Annotated in this window: 20 protein-coding genes and 2 pseudogenes; 10 read left to right on the forward strand and 12 right to left on the reverse strand. The window is 54.2% G+C overall.

The annotated features are described in order from the left end of the window. Window positions 1-38: 38 nt before the first annotated feature. Together tal and dusA are read right to left on the reverse strand one after the other, a co-directional pair. The gene (gene tal / locus KZH41_RS09485) at window positions 39-965 is read right to left on the reverse strand and encodes a transaldolase (RefSeq protein WP_094953088.1); all 927 of its coding nucleotides are present in this window, start codon (window positions 963-965) and stop codon (window positions 39-41) included. Between the two features lie 366 nt (window positions 966-1,331). Next, on the reverse strand, window positions 1,332-2,327 hold the full coding sequence (dusA, locus tag KZH41_RS09490; RefSeq protein WP_263274725.1) for a tRNA dihydrouridine(20/20a) synthase DusA: 996 nt from the start codon (window positions 2,325-2,327) through the stop codon (window positions 1,332-1,334). Between the two features lie 274 nt (window positions 2,328-2,601). Here dusA and KZH41_RS09495 point away from each other — a divergent pair. The 3 genes and pseudogenes from KZH41_RS09495 to KZH41_RS09505 form a co-directional block, all read left to right on the forward strand. Beyond that, window positions 2,602-2,748: pseudogene (locus KZH41_RS09495) on the forward strand (IS30 family transposase); the annotation flags it as partial. Continuing rightward, a complete protein-coding gene (locus KZH41_RS09500; protein ID WP_263275147.1) occupies window positions 2,747-2,980 on the forward strand; it encodes a hypothetical protein in 234 nt (77 codons plus the stop codon). The pseudogene KZH41_RS09495 and the gene KZH41_RS09500, both read left to right, overlap by 2 nt. A gap of 246 nt (window positions 2,981-3,226) precedes the next feature. Beyond that, window positions 3,227-4,477: a colicin-like pore-forming protein gene (locus KZH41_RS09505; protein ID WP_263275091.1), complete on the forward strand. Its 1,251-nt coding sequence runs from the start codon at window positions 3,227-3,229 to the stop codon at window positions 4,475-4,477. A gap of 28 nt (window positions 4,478-4,505) precedes the next feature. Here the strand turns inward: KZH41_RS09505 and KZH41_RS30425 are convergent, their stop codons facing one another. Then, complete coding sequence (locus KZH41_RS30425) at window positions 4,506-4,823, reverse strand: colicin E1 family microcin immunity protein (protein ID WP_406979733.1); 318 nt, start codon at window positions 4,821-4,823, stop codon at window positions 4,506-4,508. 425 nt (window positions 4,824-5,248) lie between these two features. Here KZH41_RS30425 and KZH41_RS09510 point away from each other — a divergent pair. Beyond that, window positions 5,249-6,247, forward strand: a pseudogene (locus tag KZH41_RS09510) (IS30 family transposase). A gap of 119 nt (window positions 6,248-6,366) precedes the next feature. On the opposite strand, the gene KZH41_RS09515 reads toward KZH41_RS09510, so the two are convergent. Continuing rightward, complete coding sequence (locus KZH41_RS09515) at window positions 6,367-6,633, reverse strand: hypothetical protein (RefSeq protein WP_263274726.1); 267 nt, start codon at window positions 6,631-6,633, stop codon at window positions 6,367-6,369. A gap of 924 nt (window positions 6,634-7,557) precedes the next feature. On the opposite strand from KZH41_RS09515, the gene KZH41_RS09520 reads away from it, so the two are divergent. Beyond that, on the forward strand, window positions 7,558-8,328 hold the full coding sequence (locus KZH41_RS09520; protein ID WP_094953090.1) for a hypothetical protein: 771 nt from the start codon (window positions 7,558-7,560) through the stop codon (window positions 8,326-8,328). 73 nt (window positions 8,329-8,401) lie between these two features. Further along, on the forward strand, window positions 8,402-9,184 hold the full coding sequence (locus tag KZH41_RS09525) for a hypothetical protein (RefSeq protein WP_263274727.1): 783 nt from the start codon (window positions 8,402-8,404) through the stop codon (window positions 9,182-9,184). A gap of 852 nt (window positions 9,185-10,036) precedes the next feature. Here KZH41_RS09525 and KZH41_RS09530 read toward each other — a convergent pair. Next, window positions 10,037-10,693, reverse strand: coding sequence for a hypothetical protein (locus KZH41_RS09530; protein ID WP_256589299.1), 657 nt, complete (start codon window positions 10,691-10,693; stop codon window positions 10,037-10,039). 449 nt (window positions 10,694-11,142) lie between these two features. Beyond that, on the reverse strand, window positions 11,143-11,583 hold the full coding sequence (locus KZH41_RS09535; RefSeq protein WP_263274728.1) for a helix-turn-helix domain-containing protein: 441 nt from the start codon (window positions 11,581-11,583) through the stop codon (window positions 11,143-11,145). 79 nt (window positions 11,584-11,662) lie between these two features. Between KZH41_RS09535 and KZH41_RS09540 the strand changes: the two genes are divergently transcribed. After that, window positions 11,663-12,178 carry a DUF2938 domain-containing protein gene (locus tag KZH41_RS09540; protein ID WP_094952879.1) on the forward strand — a complete coding sequence of 172 codons (516 nt, stop codon included), beginning with the start codon at window positions 11,663-11,665 and terminating at the stop codon, window positions 12,176-12,178. Window positions 12,179-12,315: 137 nt separating this feature from the next. On the opposite strand, the gene KZH41_RS09545 is transcribed toward KZH41_RS09540, so the two are convergent. The 4 genes from KZH41_RS09545 to KZH41_RS09560 form a co-directional block, all read right to left on the reverse strand. After that, window positions 12,316-12,729, reverse strand: a complete 414-nt coding sequence (locus tag KZH41_RS09545; RefSeq protein WP_094952878.1) for a hypothetical protein — start codon at window positions 12,727-12,729, stop codon at window positions 12,316-12,318. Between the two features lie 357 nt (window positions 12,730-13,086). Then, complete coding sequence (locus KZH41_RS09550) at window positions 13,087-13,809, reverse strand: protein phosphatase 1 regulatory subunit 42 (RefSeq protein ID WP_263274729.1); 723 nt, start codon at window positions 13,807-13,809, stop codon at window positions 13,087-13,089. A gap of 232 nt (window positions 13,810-14,041) precedes the next feature. Next, window positions 14,042-14,521 (reverse strand): hypothetical protein, encoded by a 480-nt coding sequence (locus KZH41_RS09555; RefSeq protein ID WP_263274730.1) that lies wholly within the window; start codon window positions 14,519-14,521, stop codon window positions 14,042-14,044. Between the two features lie 431 nt (window positions 14,522-14,952). Beyond that, on the reverse strand, window positions 14,953-15,252 hold the full coding sequence (locus tag KZH41_RS09560; protein WP_094949838.1) for a hypothetical protein: 300 nt from the start codon (window positions 15,250-15,252) through the stop codon (window positions 14,953-14,955). A 1,268-nt stretch (window positions 15,253-16,520) separates the two neighbouring features. On the opposite strand from KZH41_RS09560, the gene KZH41_RS09565 reads away from it, so the two are divergent. After that, window positions 16,521-16,886, forward strand: coding sequence for a DUF6124 family protein (locus KZH41_RS09565; RefSeq protein ID WP_094952877.1), 366 nt, complete (start codon window positions 16,521-16,523; stop codon window positions 16,884-16,886). Window positions 16,887-17,032: 146 nt separating this feature from the next. Beyond that, window positions 17,033-17,254, forward strand: coding sequence for a hypothetical protein (locus KZH41_RS09570; protein ID WP_263274731.1), 222 nt, complete (start codon window positions 17,033-17,035; stop codon window positions 17,252-17,254). 109 nt (window positions 17,255-17,363) lie between these two features. Here the strand turns inward: KZH41_RS09570 and KZH41_RS09575 are convergent, their stop codons facing one another. Further along, a complete protein-coding gene (locus KZH41_RS09575; protein ID WP_094952875.1) occupies window positions 17,364-18,551 on the reverse strand; it encodes an MFS transporter in 1,188 nt (395 codons plus the stop codon). Window positions 18,552-19,045: 494 nt separating this feature from the next. Between KZH41_RS09575 and mqo the strand changes: the two genes are divergently transcribed. Continuing rightward, complete coding sequence (gene mqo / locus KZH41_RS09580; protein ID WP_094952874.1) at window positions 19,046-20,692, forward strand: malate dehydrogenase (quinone); 1,647 nt, start codon at window positions 19,046-19,048, stop codon at window positions 20,690-20,692. Between the two features lie 66 nt (window positions 20,693-20,758). On the opposite strand, the gene KZH41_RS09585 is transcribed toward mqo, so the two are convergent. Continuing rightward, on the reverse strand, window positions 20,759-21,373 hold the full coding sequence (locus KZH41_RS09585) for an NADPH-dependent F420 reductase (RefSeq protein WP_263275092.1): 615 nt from the start codon (window positions 21,371-21,373) through the stop codon (window positions 20,759-20,761). Window positions 21,374-21,387: the final 14 nt, after the last annotated feature.

Here is a 21,387-nt window from a genome sequence, read left to right on the forward strand (position 1 = left end):
CACCCGCGAGGGTGCCGCCCTTTTTGTCGCCGACTGCCTTACAGCTTGGCAGTCAACAACGCTTCAAGCTTCTCCTGGTCCCGAGCAAACTGACGAATCCCCTCCGCCAGCTTCTCAGTCGCCATCGCATCCTCGTTGGATTCCCAACGGAACTGCGCTTCAGTCAAATGCACCCGCGCTTCACCGGCATGGCCTGGCGCCAACTTGCGCTCCAGCTTGCCTTCATCCGCCGCCAGCTTCTCCAGCAGGTCCGGGCTGATGGTCAGGCGATCACATCCGGCCAACTCTTCAATCTGGTTGAGGTTACGGAAGCTCGCACCCATCACCACGGTCTTGTAGCCATTGGCCTTGTAGTAGTTGTAGATGCGCGTTACCGACTGCACGCCTGGATCATCGGAACCGGTGTAGTCGTTGCCGTTGGCCTTTTTGTACCAATCGTAGATACGGCCCACGAACGGCGAAATCAGGAACACCCCAGCCTCGGCACAGGCCACAGCCTGGGCGAACGAGAACAGCAGGGTCAGGTTGGTTTGAATACCTTCTTTTTCCAGCTTCTCCGCCGCGCGGATGCCTTCCCAGGTGGAGGCGATCTTGATCAGCACACGGTCACGGCCAACGCCGGCTTTGTCGTACAAGTCGATCAGACGGTGCGCACGCTTGAGAATGGCCGCTTCGTCGAACGACAGACGCGCATCCACCTCAGTGGAAATACGGCCCGGTACGACTTTAAGGATCTCTTGACCGACCGCCACCGCAAAACGGTCGCTGGCCAGGCCCACGTCACCATTGCAGTCCTTCACAGCCTCATCCAGCAGCTTGGCATAGCCTGGGATCGAAGCAGCCTTGAGCAGCAGGGAAGGGTTAGTGGTGGCGTCTTGCGGCTTGAGCTTGGCGAGGGTAGAAAAATCGCCGGTATCGGCTACAACGGTGGTGAATTGCTTGAGTTGTTCCAGCTTGGAAGTCATGGGCGTGCTCTGTCCTGTGGGTCTGATGACATTACCCGAGCGCCGGCAGGCGCTCAAGGGCGCAAATGCGTTCGATCGTTTGCGAGGGCAACAACCTGAAAACAGCCGTTTGAATCACCGGCCGTGGTGCTAAATAGGAGACCAAAACCGCCGACAGGTTCCCCTTATATCGATCGTTCCCACGCTCCGCGTGGTAACGCCTCCTGGGACGCTCCGCGTCCCGCTACCAGCGCACGGCTCAAGTCCAGCGCAATAGTGACGCGGAGCGTCACGCCCTGCATTCCCACGCAGAGCATGGGAACGATCAGTTGGGGGAACCGCCAACCCCAGCCACCCAATAAACCAACTGACACCCAACCGGCTAAATCACCGCCCCTCCAACAACTCCCCAGCCTGATCCAACAACGCCAACGGATCACTCGCCTTATGAATATCCACCGACAACAACTGCCTGAACCGGCGAGCCCCCGGGAACCCAGTCCCCAACCCCAACACATGCCGCGTAATGTGATGCATCGACCCACCACTGGCCAAATGCTCCGCAATATAAGGCCGCAACAGCGCCAACGCCTCCGCCCGACCAACCACCGGCGCCGCACTCCCAAACAACCGCTGATCCACCTCCGCCAGCAAATACGGATTGTGATAAGCCTCCCGCCCCAACATCACCCCATCAAACACCTGCAAATGCTCCTGGCACTGCGCAAGCGTCTTAATCCCACCGTTCAGCACAATCTCCAACTCCGGGAAATCCTGCTTCAACTGCGCCGCCACGTCATAGCGCAACGGCGGAATGTCGCGATTCTCCTTCGGCGACAACCCCTCAAGAATCGCAATCCGCGCATGCACCGTAAAACTGGTGCATCCGGCATCCCTCACCGTCCCGACGAAATCACACAACTCGGCATAACTGTCGCGCCCATTGATCCCAATACGATGCTTCACCGTCACCGGAATCGACACCGCATCACGCATCGCCTTCACGCAATCCGCCACCAATGCAGGGTGCGCCATCAGGATCGCGCCGATCATATTGTTCTGCACCCGGTCACTCGGGCAGCCAACGTTCAAGTTCACTTCATCGTAACCGGCAGCCTCAGCCATACGCGCGCAGGCAGCTAGGTCAGCGGGGACACTGCCACCCAACTGCAGCGCAAGCGGGTGCTCGGCTTCGTTGTGGCGCAGGAAGCGGTCGTGGTCGCCGTGCAGGATCGCGCCCGTGGTGACCATCTCGGTGTAGAGCAGGGCGTGCTTGGAGAGCAGGCGCAGGAAGAACCGGCAGTGGCGGTCGGTCCAATCCATCATGGGGGCGACGGAGAAGCGGCGGGAGAAGGATTGGGGGGCAGCTGTGATTAAGGACATTGGGGAATCTGAATGGGTGAGGCAGAGGCGGGGAGTTTATCAGGATTGGGGCTGGGATCGGGTGAGGTTGGCGGCTACATCGTTGAGGGAGTTGAGTCTTCCGGCAGCGTCAGGGATTCCGTGTCATAGCAGCCTCAATGATTGCATCTAGTCGGGATTTTAAATCGCTGGTCGCTGTGTTGGTTCGGTATGCCACCGTAGGACCGCTAAATAAATCTGTCCCCTTTTTTCACACCAAAGGATTCAAGCGCAGATGACCACGCCTTACCGGCAGCTGACTCAGGGCCAAAGCGGCTATCTGAGCGCGTATCCCGTCAAGCGTCGAACGCGCCGCCAAGTCACTCGGGCGATCAATTTGCAGTTCGATGGTCACGTGGTGCATACGTTGACGCTGGACAATGGCAAGGAGTTTGCTGGCCATGTTGCTGTTGTTGGCGATAGTGGGGTTATCGACGCTGCTTGTGCCGAGTTCTGGAAATATTGCGGCGCTGCGGGCGAGTGTGGCGGCGTTGGAGGCAAAGGGTGGGAAGGTGAAGCTGTCGCAGTGTGGAACAGACGGCAAGCGGTTGTGTGCAGAGATTGATGTGAAGGCGAACCAGAGCCGTGGGGGCTGGGGGAAAGAGGGGCAGTACATGATTCTGAAAGGGTACTGAGGGGGTCTATTGCAGACAGTGCGCCGTTGTCAGGCGCGGCTCAAATGAGAATGGCTACCGTTCGTCGGCGTTGCGAAGCGATGATTTTTTATTGCCTTTTTGGCTGTATATATATACAGTACTTGCGCTGCTTTTGCTTTCAAACGCCTCTGCGGGGCTGGAGGCCAAGGACGGCACAAGAGCGAGGGTTTTGAATACAAAGCCTGGCGGATATTGGCCCAACGAAACGGAGAATTCACTGTGCCTATGATTGGAGATGTACTTTATTTACCTGAAACAGAAGTTAACCCTTATAAAAAACAAGAATATGGTCCTAATAATGGAGGAAGCTATGAAGATTTCGCTGGTAGTACCGAAGGAAGAAAGGCCAGTATAAATATTCGGAAATATATTTCTGAACGCTACGGCCCAATGGTAGATAAAGCCGCGCAAGATAAAGAAGCAGAGTATATAGAAAAGCGCGCATCAGTACCTGGGACTATTCATAATGAGGTCGAAGCTGAAAAGCTAGCTAATCCGGCGAGTGGTTCAAATACCAGTGAAAGTTTGGTTTATGAAGCCTCGATCAGAGAGTCGCTTGCCACAAAAAAAACAATGGAGCTTCCTCTCCTCCAAACTACCGCTAATAGTTTTTATCGGGATGATTTTTTTAATTATCAAATAAGAGCGTTTTTTGTTCAGGCGTATAGGAGAGAGTTTGGCCGAATTTCGGATACGGCGGAGACCTATCAGGCTTGGTTAAACTCCTTCAACGCAGCCTATGCGATCAAGGTCCTTAATGACGAAATCGAACTTTTGAATAAAGAATCAAGCTGGTTCAGGAATCAAGCTGAACAGGCGCGCCTTGCGGCAGAGGCAGAGCGGGTGGAGGCTGAGCAGGCCCGTATAGCCGCGGAAGCTATAGCAAAGGCCGCTGCTGAAGCAGAAGCGAAACGGGTGGCTGATGAGCAAGCCAAATATGAAACTGCCATTAAGTTTACCGCCAGTTTTTATAAAGAGGTGGCAGAGATATTTGGAGAGAAGGCCTCTACACTGGCGCAGGAATTGGCGGAGAGCGCTAAAGGGAAAACCATTCGTAGTGCAGATGAGGCGTTTAAGGCGTTTGATCAGTACAAGGATGTACTGGATAAAAAATTCAATGCTAAGGATAGAGAGGCAATCGTAAAACTAATTGACTCTGTAGATTTTGACTCTGTGGGAAAAGCAGCAGCCAAATTTAGTAAGGGGCTAGGTGTTGTTGGTCATGTTTTTAACACGAAAGATCTATTACTAGAGCTAAAAAAAGCGTTAGATACGGATGATTGGAAACCTTTTTTTGTGAAAGCTGAAACTGTTGGGCTTGGATTGGCTGCGACAGCCTTGGTGGGTGCTGTGTTTGGGTTTGCGGCGGTAACACCGATAGGGATATTGGGGTTTGCTGTGTTGATGGCTTTGACAGGGGCTGCTATTGATGATCAGTTGGTTGGAAATATTAACAACTTTATCATGAAGCTATAAAAGTAAGGCCCTGTCCGCAAGGGTGGGGCTACTTCTTAATATATAAGTATATTAAATATAAAGCACCCAGTGGAATAGAGAATATAAAACAGAACATATAAAAAAGTGCATACCCACCACTTTTTCCTGATGTTTCCATGAAAATGCCCGTGGTCCAGAACTCTCTTGTTGTGTATCGTAAAGCGATATTTTCAATTAAGCGTTTCGATAGCGGGAAAAAAAATGCGCTTATGCAAAAGAAAAATGAGTATATTGGGATTTTGTTGTGATCTTTCCAAATATAAACGCTCAAGCAAAAATACCCTATGCCCCAAATCAAACTTCTAAAGTAATATTTTTTTTCCATTGAATACTCAGTTGTTAATATTTGCTAAGTCAGGTTCTAGACCTTCTAGTGAAGGTTGAGCTGGAGGCTCGACTCCGGGGCCACTGGGTAATTGTCTCTCTCCGCGCACCAACACTGGAATTTGCCGTAGTGCTGGACAATCTTCAATTGGGGTGGATTGCTCATTACTCGACACAACTACATTCGCACGGAAAGTTGCGTAACAAAGCGATCGGCGTGATTGTCCCCAAGCGACACTGCTGTTTACAACATACGCAAGCGCCCCACCCTTACCGCCGATCTGAACCACCTCAATCCATTTTTGTTTCTCAAGCTCTTGAATTGCCTTCCGGACAGTGTTTCGGTGAATTCCGCCCATAAGGTTTCCGATAGTACTTTGGGCGGTCTCAAGGAGCAAGTGCAACACCTGATGTAAGGTCTTGCCCATGCCAACGACGTACACACATCTCAGCACCGAGGAGCGGGTCGCCATCATGGTGACGCAGCTTCAACAACTTACCCAGCGAGCTATCGCGGTTTTACTTCGGCGTCATCCCCGCACCATCAGCCGTGAGATCCGGCGCAACAGCCAGTTGGGCCGATACGATTCAGTTCACGCCGCAAACGCTGCGTCACAAGCCGCGCCGTCAGCCTCGCTTGTGCTCTGGATCTGAATTGTTCCAAGTGATCATCGAAATGTTGCGCATTGGCTGGTCACCCCAGCAAATCGCCAACAGACTACGCGGTATCTGGCCCGACCACCCCGAGCGACATGTGAGTCACGAAACTATCTACTTGGCTATTTATGCTTACCCGCGAGGCGAACTGAAGCGCCAGCTCATCAGCTATTTGCGCCAAGGTAGGGGCAGCCGCCCGCGAATCCAGAGTGCCATACGTCGAGAGCGCTACTCTGCTGAGCTCAGTATCCACTTGCGTCCGCCGGAGGTTGCCGATCGTCTTGTCCCTGGCCTCTGGGAAAGCGATCTGATCATCGGGGCTAATAACCGCTCTGCTGTCGCCACGATGGTTGAGCGCACCAGCCGTTACGTGATTTTGGCAAAGCTCGACGCACCGAGCGCCGTTGCTCAAGCCATTACCCGAGAGATGTCGCGCATGGCGCCATCACTGCTGAAAACCATGACGCACGACCAAGGCAGTGAAATGGCCGGTCACGCCGAAATCATGGCCCACACAGGCATGAAAATTTACTTTGCTGATCCGCACAGCCCCTGGCAGCGCGGGAGTAATGAGAACACTAATGGGTTGCTGCGCCAGTATTTGCCCAAAGGCACTGATCTCTCCCTGTCAGCCAGGAGCGACTGGACGAAATTGCCGACATGCTGAACACTCGACCACGCCAGACTCTGGGTTGGAAGTTTCCGGTCGAAGTGCTGGTTGACTACCTTCAGCTATTAGCGAGCAACAAGCTCGAAACCATTAACTGACTGTTGCACTTGCTCCTTGAGACCGCCGTTTCTTATGGACGCTATCTGGGATGGCTAGGCTGATATCATAGCGCCAAGCATGAGGTTTTGTGAGGCGTAGATCAATTATTGGGTTGAGTCTACGCCCGAGGCAAATACAAGAGTGATCGTGGGCTGGTGCTTATTGGAGTTGGTTTATGACGAGATTGCTGGGGCGCTGCCAAATGACCTGTAAACCGTCGATCGTTTTCACCAATCGTATCCAGCGCCGCGCGGATATTGTCCCGCACCTCGGACGCACCTCGCTGTTCGACATGCAGTGTTAGCCCCATCAGGGCTGCCCCCAGGGCCAGTTGATTGGTGTACATCCTCTCCAGCACATCGGACGGCGAATTATCACCCGGCATGGCTTCGACTCCTTTCGAGGAAAAGTACAAGCATAGTTCCGGCAGTGCCCTCGTCAGGCAGTAATGGCGGCTTGCTTAGAAATTGCTACAAAGCGAAGAGATTACGGGGGTTAGCCAAACCGGCTGGTGCGTTGGAGAAGGGCTACGCCCAATCCATCATGGGGGCGACGGAGAAACGGCGGGAGAGGGGAGCGGTTTGTAAGGGCATTGGGGATCTGAGTTAGCGAGACGAATGGGGCGCAGTTTATCAGGGATGGGTCTTGGGTGTCGGGGAGGCGTGTTCCGCGCCATTCACCACTTTGAACGGGGGCGTTGCCGTGTGTGGAATTCGCGGGCCCTGCTCTTGAGTGCCAGAGATTGGGAACAACTAAACGACATTTCCTGCGTCGGTTGGCGTTGCAGCTTTGCGATCCTGCTTCCACGTTTCCCGAACACGTCCTTCCGATATTCTTGTCGTGATCAGTATCGTGCCGCTTGAAAGTACTTTTGATTATTTCCGTTTTTTAACTGAGGCATATTTTACTAATTACTTATTCCGAATCGGGATATAAAACGTCTCAAGGAACCTTGGGAGGTTAAATTTTTTGATCTTGACACTCCAAGGTTTTCCGTCTTAACTCTCAGGCGTGGCATGTTAGCGGAAGGATTCCGCACTGTATTTATATATCGAGTAGATGGATTTTCCCAAGGAATGGAAAAATGTGCGCATATCGTATTAACTGTATTTACACAACCCCGCCTTTCAGATCCTGTCTGTTAATTAAGTTCCTGCCTCAGGACGAAGCGTGCGCGTCTAGTTTATAAAAAATAAAGTCCTCTTCATTGAGCAGCAGACCATTGTTAATCAATGACTGACTCGATAGAAGGCTTTGTGTGCAGTGAAAATCGTTATATCTCACCTTTGAAATTACAAGGAGTATCATCATGGGTTCCATTACTGATCATAATCAACTGCTGGCCTGGGTCGCATCCTTGGATATTCCCGAAGCTTCCGGAGTAAAAAGCCGTTCGCGCAGTGTGGTTGCACGTGCGAATGCCGAGGACGAGGGCGCGGCAGTAGTACGCGGCAGTATTACTTCGTTTGTGACCGGCCTGAGTCAACAAGCACGCGATGACGTGCAAAATAGTACATTGCTGATGCAGTTGGCTGCGGATAAAAAATTCAATCCGGAAAAGCAACGGGAAGAGTGGTTCAAGTTCTATACCGATGGCCTTGCTAACCTGGGCTGGGGGCGTGTCAGCTCTTATTATCAGAGCTATCAGCCGCGTAACACCAATGTCACCATGGACCAGGTCGTCCTTGAGGTGATTGCTGCAGTCGTGGGTGCTGACAGCGCCGTGTACAAGGTGACTGAAAAAACCTTCTCGTCACTCGAAGACAATCCGAAGAATCAGGCCCCGTTGAAACTGTTCGACAATAGCAGCACTCGGGACAGCGTGGGCACGTTCCAGATCCTCCCTGTGATGCAGGATAGGGACGGAAACGTGGTAATGGTACTGACTACCGTCAACGCCAGTACCACGGTACAGCGTGGCAGCTTCTTGTTCTGGAGCTGGAGTAAGACCTCCGCGTGGATGTATCGGGCTGCGCAGCAGACGGTGCTCAATGAGTCGGTATATGCGACGGTTCGCCAATCTGTCATCAAGAAGCTGGGCAAGAACGCCGAAGAATTCATCGATGACTTGGAAATCTAAATGACCCCGCGGGCCGACGTTAACCGTCGGCTCGCGGGCTATTCAGGTTCTATCAGTTCAAGGAGGAACTATCATGAAATTGCTTGCCGACGAAGTTTATGTGATTTCGGGTAACTTGCTATCCGCGACGCCTTCGCTCACCGACCCCGCGGTGTTGGAAGATATCGCCAATTCAAACCTGTTGTGCCAGTTGGCAGCTGATAAAAATCAAGGCACGCGGTTTATCGACCCGGCTGCGTGGCTGGACTTCTATAGAAACTCACTGGGGAAGTTATTCTGGCGCGTCAGAAATTCGGGAACGGTTAGTTATGCTATACCGCAACTCGTGTATAAAATCACCGTGAAAGAAGTGCTGGAGAAAACGTTCTACAAGATCCTCGAGCGCCCCCAGCGTATTCGGGTTGAAGAGAGTATTGAATTATTGAGTGAGCAATCAGTCGACAGTCCTTCGTCGAAATTGTATAGCTTAAAGACTCATGTTAATTTCAATGAGACGATATCATCTCCAGGCCTCCTGCCCCACGCTGTATCGTCTGTTAATTTGCAACTCAGTGTGGTGCACGGTGAGGCGCTAATTTCGGTATGCAGTGTCTACTTTAAGACGTCGACCCGGGTCGGTGATGATGTATTCAATCAGAAATTTCCGGTAAAAGAGCTGCTGGGCAATATTAGTGTGAGTACGTTCGAAGCCAAGCTGCTGGAGTCGAGTTATGCCGGTATAAGACAGAGCATCATCGATAAGTTGGGTGAGAGCAATATTCGCGAGAACATTCTGTTGGTCCCCGCCGTTCCACCGTCGTTGCTGAATTTGCGCCACCTGGGGGCGCGGCAGTTCGTGCAGGAACTGGATATATAGGAAGCTACCGGGATCAGCGCCGCCGTCCGGCACAAATCGAGCGTCAACACTCCTTTTGTGCCGTTCTATCGTTTCAACGGTTGAAAGCAGCGAGACTAGACACGCATCAAGAGCGGCAAGGCACCGGTAATGTGTTAGGTACACATTGCGCGGTCGGCAGCTCTTGGCGATGTCAGCTTGCAAGTACACTTGCAGCTTGATGGGACCGCTAGGATGCAGCACTTCTGCGACTGCCAGTATGGCCTGTCCAGTGACATGGGCGCTTGATGCATGCGATAACTGTTGGTCTTGCGCCGGGTCTGTAGCACTTGGTCGTATATCCAGTTTTATATCCGTTTGGCCTATTTTTTCGACTCTTGATAATCGGGCGATATATAAGTTGTCTTCATCGACGAAGGCTAGCTCGGCGTTGCTGACCTCCTGACTTGGTATATCGTTTCGATACACCAGCCTAACGGCACTGATCTCTAATAGTCTGTCTGGTGTTGGCCGTTATCTGCCTGATGCCTATGGCGGCTATTCAGGTCGGAGGTATGGGCCGAATGGGGTCCAATGGTACATAAATGGTACGAGATAAAGATAAATCAGCTGTAGGCCTTTGTTTTAAAGGCTCTTTGGTTCAGTAGTTCCAATCCATCACCGAAAAGGTTGATGTTTTTCGCTCGTGACCGGCAGCAGTCGACCCGAAACGGACACTCGTTGCTGGAAGCAGTCGGCCAAAACCGGCTTCCGATTCACATTGGGTTGTCAGCTTCTGTGGCGCTCGACAGGCCCGGCGCATCGGGCCTGCATTGAATTACTTGCGCTGCAAATGCTGCCGGGACTGTTTCACTCGAAAGGTCTGGCCAGGACTCATGATCCGGCTGAGAGATTCTTTCCCTGCGTACACGGGTTAAAAATCTGGTGAATACTCTCGCTGGTTCCTACATAGGCGGTAGTACCTGGTACCGCCACAGCCGAGTAATTCTTGCGATCGGTGACCTGAATAAAATTTCCTTGCCCAGCCGTGAAGCTCTCAGTGCTTGGCGGCACTAAAACGCTCAGGAACTGGGCTTTTTTGTCGAGGGCCAAGGCACCTCCCACGGTAATTGGCGCCAGCATGGCGGCCCAACGCTCACTGAATAGGTAGAAGGTATCGGCTGTGGCTCTGCCACTTTGCAGGTGGGCACACTGCACATCGCTGGCGTTGATGACTTCAGCTTGCTGGTAGATGCCGCCCTTATAGAGGGCCAGCACTAGCTTGCTCTTGGTCAGCACACCCAGGCCTTGCTTGGGTCTGCACACTTGCAAATCACCATAGGGAAATAAGCACCAGTTGGTTTCGGTGATAGTGACGATTTCGTCTGCGCTGAGCTTCAAATCGCGTTCAATATTGGCGCGGGCTTCCGGGGTTTGGTAAGGGATGGCGCATGCGCTCAATAGAGCTGCGAGGGTAAGAGCGAGTAGCGGGGTTCTCATTAAGCGTCCTTGCTGCTGGAAGGTAGATGTAAATGACGAATGTTTTTTCAAATCTCTTTCTTCAACACTCTACGAGTCAAGCAATCGCGAGAGCAGGAGAAAATAGCCGTTGTTGAGATCGGGTTCTGAGACAAGAACATCAAAGCGGACGATGTGATCGACAGGCTCTGGCCGCTGACGACGGCTGAGCAGATGGTCCACCGGTCCAGGCACCGGGAAAATTATACAGATCGCGCCGAGTTTAAAGAGCTGTTGGCGAATCTGCTAAAAAACGTCGTTTGAATTTCTCGACAGCGAGTGCGCGACTCAGCCCCATTTTGGGTCAGAAGCCGCGTCGTGCGCTGGCGTCCAGAAAGCAGCTATCGTGAGCGTCCGCTTTTGGCCGGTTCCGGTCTTTCGCGACCGGCTACTGAATTGCCCTGAGTTTTCATAGACACATCGACTGACTACTTCTGGCCGACAGCTGACTATCGGAGCAGGTTGTTATCGATCCAAAGCATTCACACTCCACGTCTGCGCAGGTGCCCCTTTCCAGTTTTTCTCTTGATATCCCCCTTCCCGACAGCGTTCAACAATTTCTGGAACGTTGAGCATTCAATGTGACTAGCAACAGGGCAGCACGCTACTCGACGAAGCTCGTCGCGTATGACGCTGAGTCGCTCGATAGTGCGGTCCAGCTCGTCTGCCTTTTCGTTAAGCCGCTGACGATCAATGTCAGGCTGCCCCTCTGCGTCCAGCATTGCGAAGAGATCGTCTAGTGAAAGCTCTGCCGATTGCCCGAGCGCGATCAAGGACAAACGCTGGAGTACATCGGCACGAAACACGCGAATCAGGCCACGACGACCGATTGAACTGATAAGACCTTTCTCTTCGTAGTAGCGCAGCGTTGAAGCCGGTAGACCGGAACGTCGTGCCACCTCACTAATATCCAGCTCTTTCATGCTTGACCTCAAGTCGACTTGAACTTGCAGACTGCTCGGATCAAACCGCCAAAACAGGCTCAAGGCAAGGAGGAATACCATGGGAATAGTCGAGACCGCACTGCGCATTCTGTTTGTTGGAATGGGGGCCACGCTGATTATGGACGTGTCGGGTTTTATTCAAGCACGAGTGCTTGGTCTAGCGTCGCTTGACTATGGCTTGGTTGGTCGCTGGTTGGGCCACATGTTGCAAGGACGGTTTCGTCATGCCTCGATCATGGCGGCGCCTCCTATCAGGAATGAACGCCTGATGGGGTGGGTATTCCATTACATCACGGGTATCGTCTTCGCGATGGTGCTGATCGGTGCGAAAGGGCCTGCGTGGATCTGCAACCCCACGCTAGTAGCTGCGCTGGTGATGGGGTTGGTTAGTGTGATTGCGCCCTTTTTCATCATGCAGCCCGCGCTCGGTTTCGGCGTTGCCGGGTCGAAGACAGGGGCACCTAGCGTGGCAAGGCGCAGGAGCGTCACTGCGCATCTGACGTTCGGACTGGGACTTTTTGTGGCGGCATCGCTGTTGATGATGCTCTTTCCGACATCGTCCTGCCTAAGTTGAGTGCTTTTGGTACAGCGGTGGTGCTCAGGGTGAGATCGTAAGTCCCGAGTGCCTGCCTTTGGCCGAGAGCGGGAATTCGGAATAGCCCGCATCCGCCCAGAAGCGGTCATTTAGACAGGAAAAAACAAACCGGCTCGCTAACCCCGCTTTTTGACCGGCATCGGCCAATGCTTTAGACCTTCCTCAGCGTACTTGCTTAGGCCAGGGTCGAGCTGTTGTGTCATGAGTTCCAAAGCTACCTTTGAATCGCTAGAGCCAATACGCGCTAATGCATAAGCGCACTTGCGCTGGAACGCTTCCAGGTTGCCCCACCTGATCAGGTGCTCGAAATTTTTCTGCGCGGCTTCCGTAATCGCGTACGTCGCGCAGTTTTCCCCGATTAACCCCAACTCGAAAACGATGTCTTCATGCTCTTCATGCCAGTCTTCCAGCAGGAGCTTCGCCAAAAGTGGCGCGGTAATTTGTGCGTCGACGCCGACGAGTGCAGCCCAGAAGGCCGCACCGTCTTTGGCCCGCAAAGCGGACTCAGTTTTCTCATACAGCCCGCTCATGGGAACTTTGCTCCTGGCTATAAACAGATATCTGGAAAACGGCAGTGTGAATCGCCCTCAGTTTTCCAGACACATCCAAGGTCTGCAATTGGCCGTTATCTGCCTGATGCCTATGGCGGCTATTCAGGTCGGAGGTATGGGCCGAATGAGGTCCAATGGTACATAAATGGTACGAGATAAAGATAAATCTGCTGTAGGCCTTTGTTTTAAAGGCTCTTTGGTTCAGTAGTTCCAATCCATCACCGATAAAGCTTGTGATTTTGCGCCTGACTGGCAGCAATCGACCGAAGCGGACAATCTTGCGCAAGTAAAGAATGGTCCAAAACGAGCAATAGAACCGTCTAGCAAATGAAGTTGTCATGCATCGTGCATCATCTGTTCGAACTGGCGAGTGAGCTTTTCAAATCGCGGTGCATCACACGCTGGACAAAGGAAAGGCATTCTTCGTCCCGTAAACATAGACGTCAGACTACTGCACTTCATACAACGCAGATGTGTTTTTACGTATGCAGTTAGAGGCTCGGCGAGCTGCTTGTTCAATCGGCTTGCGAGAAACGCGACCTGAGATCGATCAAACTGGTTCGTCAAGCTCAAGTGGCGTAGATGGGTACAGCGAACGAGGCTAGTGATTTCATCGCCCTCGAACTTCGCATTGGCCAGTGAAAGTCTGGTGAGCTTGGAGATACGAGTAACAGGCTCGATGGAATCAAGGCGGAGAGGTGAGCCCCCACCCAGGCTACCGGACAGACGCAGCTCTGTCAGCTCGCTTAGCTTCTCAATGCCGTCGAGTTGCCGCAGCCTTGGAAAGTCTCCAACTGCCAGATACGTCAAACCACTCAGTCCGGAAACGGGTTCCAGTGTTTCAATTTTTTTCGCCCATTCCAGCGTCAAACGCCGTGTATTAGTTAACCTATCAATTCCCTCAAGTGAAGCAAGCTTAAGATTGTAAAGGCGTAGTTCATTTGCTTTGCACCGAGAGAGCACCGTCGGCCATATATTTGCCGAAACGCTCCGTAGATCGAGTTCGTCACTTTCGGAAAGTTCTTGTTCAGAAAACTGGCCATCCAAACATAGCATCATGTCTCACATCCTTATAAGTTGTTCCGTGAGGCGAAACGGTAAGCCTCCCCAAGGCTTAGGGCGCTGAAGCTATCGAGTGGCAGCAAGGCTGTCCAGCGGCTCCTATTGGCCGCTTTCGTTCGTACCGAAGGGCAGCCATGGGTCGATTGCTGCCCGTCGTGAAGGGGGCGAAGTTATCGGTCGTTTGCAATTGAAAACGGAAGACACGTCGATAGTTTCAATGACAGAACACTTATTCAAAGGATTGCTTGGAAAACGTAACATTGAGGGCTTCGGAGACCATTTCGCTCAGGATCGGTTTGGAGCTTGACTCCATCGCCATACCGATCTTGTCTTGTTGCTCTCTGACTTTCGCCGCGTATTTTGATGATCGGCCTTCCGATGCGAGCGAAGCCAACTCCTCATCAGAGAATGACTTTTCATATGCTTGCGCGATGTTTTCATCCCACCTGGATTGATACTTGGGCAGTAGTGCGTTGATCTCTTTCGATACCTCTGAAGCTGCATCCGCATGTCCCAGCCTGCCGGCGAGAATTGTAAAGGTCACCGTCCGCTTTGCCACCGATAGTGCAATACCGGGAAGGTTTCGGCCGATCTGTGCCTGATTGACGAAAATTTTGGCGTCCCGATGAGAAGGCGTTTCAGCGGACACTCCATTTGAAAGTGCACAGAGCAACGTCAATGCGAGGGCCTTGGATATAAACCTTTTCATTACTTAGTACCATTTAATGATTAAAAATGAAAATCCGTGAGCCATGGTAAGCGATTACTGGAAAAGGCGTCGAACCGCCTAAAACGGAGTGTCGGTGAGAGGCTGCTATTGGTCGATTGCCGCCTATCGCGAGGGGGAGGGCATCACTGCATGGAGCAGTGTTGGTACAAAAGTGGTACGCAGCTTTCATGCCGGCTCTGTAAGGCAAGTAATACATGGTCTACAGGATTAGTTGTTCCAATCCATCACCGAAAAGGCTGATGTTTTTCGCTCGTGACCGGCAGCAGTCGACCCATTGCAGCCCATCGCGATCAGCGGAAGTTGGTCAAAACCAGCTGTTGACTGACTCTGCGACTCGACATCACGAGTCGAACGGTGAAGCTGAATAACGCTATTTTTTTACAACCGGCCGAGTTGCCCGCTTGAAATAATCAGAGCTCTGGGCCGCTGAATTTTCCTGATGCAATACATTCTAAAAATATTCTTTGTTCTGGTTTAAGAAGTTTGCGTGGCGTATAGCCGTGCTCATCAGGCTCCCTCAGCCACCTCGCCAAAGCTCGGCTCGCGGATTCCTTGAGAGCTTGACGCTCTGCGTCAGTGAAATTATGTTCCATCTCATGAGACATAGACTCAATTTCTTTTACTACCCAATCTTCATCAAACCCTAAATCATCGCTTGAAAAATTCAGCGTCCAAAGATAGTTCAAAGCTATGTCCGCGAGATTATTCATAAACGTTCCTAATGGTCTATTCAGGGGACAATTTTGGCCGACCCGGATGAGCTAAGCGAACAATTTTAAGCTGCTGTATAGGTAGCCTCGCTGACTCGACCAAATGCGCAAAAAATTCGCGGGTACATTACTCGATTCGCACGAAACGTGTCGATGGGAGAGGGTGGAAGGCTTGTCTCCAACACTTTCGCCATACGGTAGACTCTATTTCATTGATGCTGACTAGCATTACTTTTGGCCGACCTCTGCCGGATGCGAAGGGCTGCAATGGGTCGATTTCTGCCTGTTATGATTGACCTACATCGACCCACTAGGGCCAGTCGCGACAGGTAGACCCCAGTCATGAGAGTGCGAACTGTATGGCACCCAAATTTGTGGAGAAAATCGCTGTGCGAGTGAGAAAGGAGCAAAGCATTTGTGAATGGCAGGGGGTTACCCCAGATCGACCACAATCTGGGTCAAAAATCGGAATAGCGTTGGGCACCCTGGGGCTTCAGCCCATAAATGGGTTAAGGGTTAATCCGGAAAACGGTACGAACGGTTGGTACCTGTGGTGCGGTATGGAATGGTCTGAGGCTGACGATTTTTTTTTCACCCCTGCATGTAGGGCACATCACGGACTATCTACCGGAAGTTGTCGAATATCTCGATTTGCCGCCAGGCTATCGTTTTTACATCGACGGCAATAATTTTGAAGACGTTTGGCTTGACCCAGAGTTGGTACGCACTTGACTCACTCGGTGAATTGCCCTGAGTTTTCACAACACATCGAATGACTACTTCTGGCCGATTGCCGCCTATCGCGAGGGGGAAGGCGTCACTGCATGGAGCAGTGTTGGTACAAAAGTGGTACGCAGCTTTCATGCCGGCTCTGTAAGGCAAGTAATACATGGTCTACAGGATTAGTTGTTCCAATCCATCATCGGGACGACTCACAGTGTATGGAGTGATCTCGGGAACAGGCTAAATACACTGGGAAACTTCCCACGCTTTTCTCAGCTTGCCCCTCAGACCACCCCTAGCTAACCTCCTCCAGCCGCTGCCAATCCAGCGGCCGGATGTGGAAGTCCGACCAAGCTGAAGGCGCTCAATCGCCCATAAACACCTACCGGCGTTTTTTTACGTCTGTATGATTGCTTATGGCGGCTGTGCGCGGGGCACTTCGGTGCGCCGGGTCCTTTAGCCCTGGTCTTCCACACCTGCGTACAGCTGCCACCCTCATGTGGAAGTGAGTTTGGTAGTTCCTGGAATTCTAAAGGAGCTTCGCCATGTACAAGGTCACGCCTAATCCGCCTCATGCCTCAAACGCTGAACCCATTGATGCCAAGCTTCACGCTGCGGCTCAGCGCGCTATTTATCATTACCTGCCGCCATCTGACGACGATGCAATCTTTGAACCCGCGCCCGGCAATCTTTTCCGCGTCAGCCCCAACATCGACACCGAAACCCTCCTAGCCAACGCCGCCGAAAACCTCGATTCCGCCAACCAAATGGCCGCCACCCTGGCCTTCGACCTCGAAGACCCCCACCGCGCCATCATCCTCGGCATCCAGCAACTCATCGACCTAAGCGCTTTACTCGTCGCCCGAGCCCAAGAGCACGTCGCGCCCGCCGCCAGCACGGCCACCGCCTGACATCCAACCCCGCCGCCTTACTCCAAGGCGGCAACCTGAACCCATCCTGTCACCCAGCAAAGTTTCATAATTCCCCGCACCGTTGAGGACTACGCTCCCACTTAAGAGAGGACCCCCGCGCCTCCAGCCCATAGGGAACTGAAAACATGATCTCGAACCTGGTTAAAGTCGTGATGATTGCTGGCACGTTGCTGTTGGGCGCTTGTTCGACGGGGTCGTCGGGCGGGAGCAGTGACCCTTGTTTTTCGGGGGGATGTCAGGCGTTTGGGGACCATAGCCCGAGCAAGGCCGCCAAGATGAGTTTTGGCGGCAGTGGGTTGGGGAGTAGTTATGGGGAGTATGGGTCGGGGTTGTTGCATGATGATTGAGTGAGCGGGTGGGCAGTCATTGATTTGTTGACTGACCCACCGCTATCGCGGGCAAGCCCGCTCCCACATTTAGAGTGCCCACATTAGGACTGTAGTGCTCTGAGAAGTGTCAGTGCCCGCCTTTCATGCGGCGGGCAATCAGGTAGATGCCCAGGCCGACCAGCGCTGTTGCGGCGCCAATGTAGCCGGTGCTGGTCCAGCCGTAACCCGCCGTAATCGCCATCCCCCCAAACCAAGGCCCCAGCGCGTTCGCCAGGTTAAACGCAGCGTGGTTCGACGCCGCCGCCAGGCTTGGGGCTTCGTGGGCGATGTCCATCAGGCGGATTTGCAGCGGTGCGGCCAACGCAACCATGGTGCCGACCAGGCCCATGCTCAGCAGCACGCCCCACAGCGACGATGCCGCGAAGGGGAAGAACAGCAGCACGGCTATCGACCACACCAGAATCCAGCCAACGGCGCGAAATTGCATGCGGTCGAACAGTTTGCCGCCGGCGATGTTGCCGATGATGCCGCCGACGCCAAACGCGGCGAGGCCGAAGGGGATCCATTGTGGCGAGACTTTGGTCACTTCGAGCATGGTCGGGGCAAGGTAGCTGAACACGCAGAACATGCCGGCAAAGCCAATTGCGCCAATCGACAGCGCCATCCACACCTGCGGTTTGGTGAAGGCGCGCAGTTCTTTGCGTGGGTCGCTGCGCGGTTCGTCGTGGCGGTCGGGGACGAATTGCCAGACGAGGAAGAGGGTGCACAGGGCGATGGCGCTGACCAGCGCGAACGCCGAGCGCCAGCCCAGGTGTTGGCCGAGGAAGGTGGCGATGGGGTTGCCGAGCAGCATGGCGAGGGTAAGGCCCATCATTACGCGGGCGACGGCGCCGGCTCGCTTGTCGTTGGGCACCATGCTCGAGGCGACGACGGCGGCGATGCCGAAGTAGGCGCCGTGGGGCAGGCCGCTGATGAAGCGGAAGGCCATCAGCGAGCCGAAGGTCGGGGTGAAGGCGGTGGCGAGGTTGCCCAGGGCGTACAGGCCCATCAGTAATAAGAGCATGTGTTTGCGCAGCAGCTTGGCGCCGAGGATGGCCAGCAGCGGGGCGCCGACCATCACGCCCAATGCATAGGCGCTGATGGCGTGGCCGACTTGCGGTTCACTCAAATTCAAATTCTGGGCGATGTCGGGCATTAAACCCATGATGGCGAATTCGCCGGTGCCGATTGCGAAGGCGCCCACGGCCATGGCAGCTTCCATTTTGGCGGCGCTGCGCGCTGGCAGCACGTGCCCGGGTGTTTGCTGGATAGTCATGGGTAACTCTGTGTGGAGGGTGTGCACGAAAGGAGACGGCCGATGCTACGCAAGCAATGGCGAAGGTGTCTAGAACAGCCTTTTGCAGCAGAGTTCAGTTTCATCTAGCCGCCTGTGACCCCACGTCGCGCCTGCCAGGCTTGACACGCTCGGGTTAAAACCCGCGATTTAGAGCTGTCAATTGGCCAAACAGCGCATATTGGCTGTATGCCGTGATATTCTGCGCGCCGTCTTGGTCTAGTCTTTCCCCGGTGCGTACATCCGTATACGTCCCGGCGGTTGGCTGTTGCCCAGGTAGCTGAAGCCAATAATGATAAGAAGTCAGCGCAGAAGGGACAAAAACAGTGAGGTCGATACGTCGGCCTTGTGTGCCCACCCTGCGGCTCTCTCGTGAATGTGCAAACCCCGCGGTGCGTTGCCTGACGCAGCGTGATGGAGGGTTGCCCATGCTCAGGGGCGGTAGGGCGGATGGCGTTTTATCATAGGTGCTACTGATGTTTAAAAAAGTAAACACTGCCCTGCTGGGGTTGGCTTTGTCGATGGGGATCACGTCCGTTCACGCGGAAGAGGCAAAGAAAGTCGATGTGCTGCTGATCGGCGGCGGCATCATGAGTGCGACCCTGGGTGTTTGGCTCAACGAGCTGCAGCCGGACTGGTCGATGGAGATGGTCGAGCGCCTGGATGGCGTGGCCGAAGAAAGCTCCAACGGCTGGAACAACGCCGGTACCGGTCACTCGGCCCTGGCTGAGCTGAACTACACCCCGGAAAACAAGGACGGCACCGTTGAAATCCCGAAAGCGGTCGAGATCAACGAAGCGTTCCAGATTTCCCGTCAGTTCTGGTCCTGGCAGGTCCAGCAGGGCGTGCTGAAGAACCCACGTTCGTTCATCAACTCCACACCGCACATGAGCTTTGTGTGGGGCGATGACAACATCAAGTTCCTGAAAAAACGCTACGAAGCCCTGCAAGCGAGCCCGCTGTTCGCTGGCATGCAGTACTCCGAAGACCCGGCGCAGATCGCCAAATGGGTTCCGCTGATGATGGAAGGCCGTGATCCGAAGCAGAAGATCGCCGCCACCTGGAGCCCGATCGGCACCGACGTGAACTTCGGCGAGATCACCCGCCAGTTCGTCGCTCACCTGCAAACCACGCCGAAGTTTGACTTGAAACTGTCGAGCGAAGTGCAGGACATCACCAAGAACGCCGACGGTTCGTGGCGTGTGAGCTACAAAAACCTGAAAGACGGCACCAAGACTGAAACCGACGCCAAGTTCGTGTTCATCGGCGCCGGCGGCGGTGCACTGCACTTGCTGCAAAAGTCGGGCATTCCTGAAGCCAAGGAATACGCGGGCTTCCCAGTGGGCGGTTCGTTCCTGGTGACCGATAACCCGGCCATCGCCGAGCAGCACATGGCCAAGGCCTACGGTAAGGCTTCGGTTGGCGCGCCACCGATGTCGGTTCCGCACCTGGACACCCGCGTGCTGGATGGCAAGCGTGTGATTCTGTTTGGCCCATTCGCGACCTTCTCGACCAAGTTCCTCAAAGAAGGCTCGTACCTGGACCTGCTGACCAGCACCACCACCCACAACATCTGGCCAATGACCAAAGTCGGTATTCGTGAATACCCACTGGTTGAGTACCTCGCCGGCCAACTGATGCTGTCGGATGACGACCGCTTCAAGGCGCTGCAAGAGTACTTCCCGAACGCCAAGCAATCCGACTGGCGCCTGTGGCAAGCCGGTCAGCGCGTGCAGATCATCAAGCGTGACGAAGAGCAGGGCGGCGTCCTGAAACTCGGCACCGAAGTGGTCAGCTCCGCCGACAACACCATCGCCGGCCTGTTGGGTGCATCGCCAGGCGCGTCCACCGCGGCTCCGATCATGCTGACCGTGCTGCAGAAAGTGTTCAAGGACAAGGTCGCGACCCCTGAGTGGCAGGCCAAACTGCACCAGATCGTACCGAGCTACGGCACCAAGCTGAACGACAGCCCTGAGGCTGTTGCCAAGGAATGGGCCTACACCGCCGGTATCCTGCAACTGACGCCACCGCCTGCGATTCCGCAGATGGCCGCGCCAAAGGCCACCGAGGCTGCCAAGCCTGCGGCTGAGCCGAGCAAGCCGGCGTCTGACTTGGCGCTGTAAGCCAAGCCTGATGTAAAAAAGCCCGCTGAACCGGGAACGGTCAGCGGGCTTTTTTGTGCGTGGTATTCAGGCGCGGGAGCGTTCGACCGGCGGCAGTTCCACCGTGCGTTCGGCGGCTGCCAGCGCCGCCGTTAAACCCGCTTGGTCCAGCGGCACGCAATACGCAGGTTTCGCCCGTTCAAAACGCCAGCTTTCATCCAGCCCGCCGGCGTCCACGGCATCGAAACCGAGTTCGTCGAGCAGCTTGATCACTTGCGCCTTCGCGGTGGCGTCATCGGCGGCCACCGGCAGTGCGCGGCGGTCTGGCGCGCCGTGGGGGCGGCCGTGTTGCGTCAGGTCGGGCGCAAAAATCGCATTGAACACTTTGACCACGTGAGCGTGCGGTAGATGCTCGGCGAGCAGCCGGCTGGTGGTGGTTTCAAAGCGGTCCAGCACGGCGATGTGCCCATCGCGGTCGGGGTAGTAATTGTTGGCGTCCATCACCGTTTTGCCTTCCAGCCATTGCGCGGGCACGCTGCGGTAATGCTCCAGGGGGATGGCCACCAGCACCACGTCGCCATACTTGGCGGCGTCATCAGCACTGCCCACCTGCACGCCGAGTATGCCGCTGAGCACGCTGCTCATGGTCTGCGGGCCACGGGAGTTGCTCAACATCACTTCATGCCCGGCGGCCAGCGCCAGCTATGCCACGGCAC

This window comes from Pseudomonas sp. YeP6b, assembly GCF_025642995.1.
Taxonomy (GTDB): Bacteria; Pseudomonadota; Gammaproteobacteria; order Pseudomonadales; family Pseudomonadaceae; genus Aquipseudomonas.

Excerpts from the sequence above, each read along its gene's own strand:
- KZH41_RS09565 (WP_094952877.1), top strand. The coding sequence starts at position 16,521 with ATGTACAAGGTCACGCCTAATCCGCCTCATGCCTCAAACGCTGAACCC.
- dusA (WP_263274725.1), bottom strand. The coding sequence starts at position 2,327 with ATGTCCTTAATCACAGCTGCCCCCCAATCCTTCTCCCGCCGCTTCTCC.
- KZH41_RS09540 (WP_094952879.1), top strand. The coding sequence starts at position 11,663 with ATGGGAATAGTCGAGACCGCACTGCGCATTCTGTTTGTTGGAATGGGG.
- KZH41_RS09560 (WP_094949838.1), bottom strand. The coding sequence starts at position 15,252 with ATGAATAATCTCGCGGACATAGCTTTGAACTATCTTTGGACGCTGAAT.
- KZH41_RS09520 (WP_094953090.1), top strand. The coding sequence starts at position 7,558 with ATGGGTTCCATTACTGATCATAATCAACTGCTGGCCTGGGTCGCATCC.
- tal (WP_094953088.1), bottom strand. The coding sequence starts at position 965 with ATGACTTCCAAGCTGGAACAACTCAAGCAATTCACCACCGTTGTAGCC.
- KZH41_RS09545 (WP_094952878.1), bottom strand. The coding sequence starts at position 12,729 with ATGAGCGGGCTGTATGAGAAAACTGAGTCCGCTTTGCGGGCCAAAGAC.
- KZH41_RS09555 (WP_263274730.1), bottom strand. The coding sequence starts at position 14,521 with ATGAAAAGGTTTATATCCAAGGCCCTCGCATTGACGTTGCTCTGTGCA.
- KZH41_RS09550 (WP_263274729.1), bottom strand. The coding sequence starts at position 13,809 with ATGATGCTATGTTTGGATGGCCAGTTTTCTGAACAAGAACTTTCCGAA.
- KZH41_RS09505 (WP_263275091.1), top strand. The coding sequence starts at position 3,227 with ATGATTGGAGATGTACTTTATTTACCTGAAACAGAAGTTAACCCTTAT.
- KZH41_RS09525 (WP_263274727.1), top strand. The coding sequence starts at position 8,402 with ATGAAATTGCTTGCCGACGAAGTTTATGTGATTTCGGGTAACTTGCTA.
- KZH41_RS09515 (WP_263274726.1), bottom strand. The coding sequence starts at position 6,633 with ATGCCGGGTGATAATTCGCCGTCCGATGTGCTGGAGAGGATGTACACC.
- KZH41_RS09570 (WP_263274731.1), top strand. The coding sequence starts at position 17,033 with ATGATCTCGAACCTGGTTAAAGTCGTGATGATTGCTGGCACGTTGCTG.
- KZH41_RS09575 (WP_094952875.1), bottom strand. The coding sequence starts at position 18,551 with ATGACTATCCAGCAAACACCCGGGCACGTGCTGCCAGCGCGCAGCGCC.
- KZH41_RS30425 (WP_406979733.1), bottom strand. The coding sequence starts at position 4,823 with ATGGAAAAAAAATATTACTTTAGAAGTTTGATTTGGGGCATAGGGTAT.
- KZH41_RS09535 (WP_263274728.1), bottom strand. The coding sequence starts at position 11,583 with ATGAAAGAGCTGGATATTAGTGAGGTGGCACGACGTTCCGGTCTACCG.
- KZH41_RS09500 (WP_263275147.1), top strand. The coding sequence starts at position 2,747 with ATGTTGCTGTTGTTGGCGATAGTGGGGTTATCGACGCTGCTTGTGCCG.
- mqo (WP_094952874.1), top strand. The coding sequence starts at position 19,046 with ATGTTTAAAAAAGTAAACACTGCCCTGCTGGGGTTGGCTTTGTCGATG.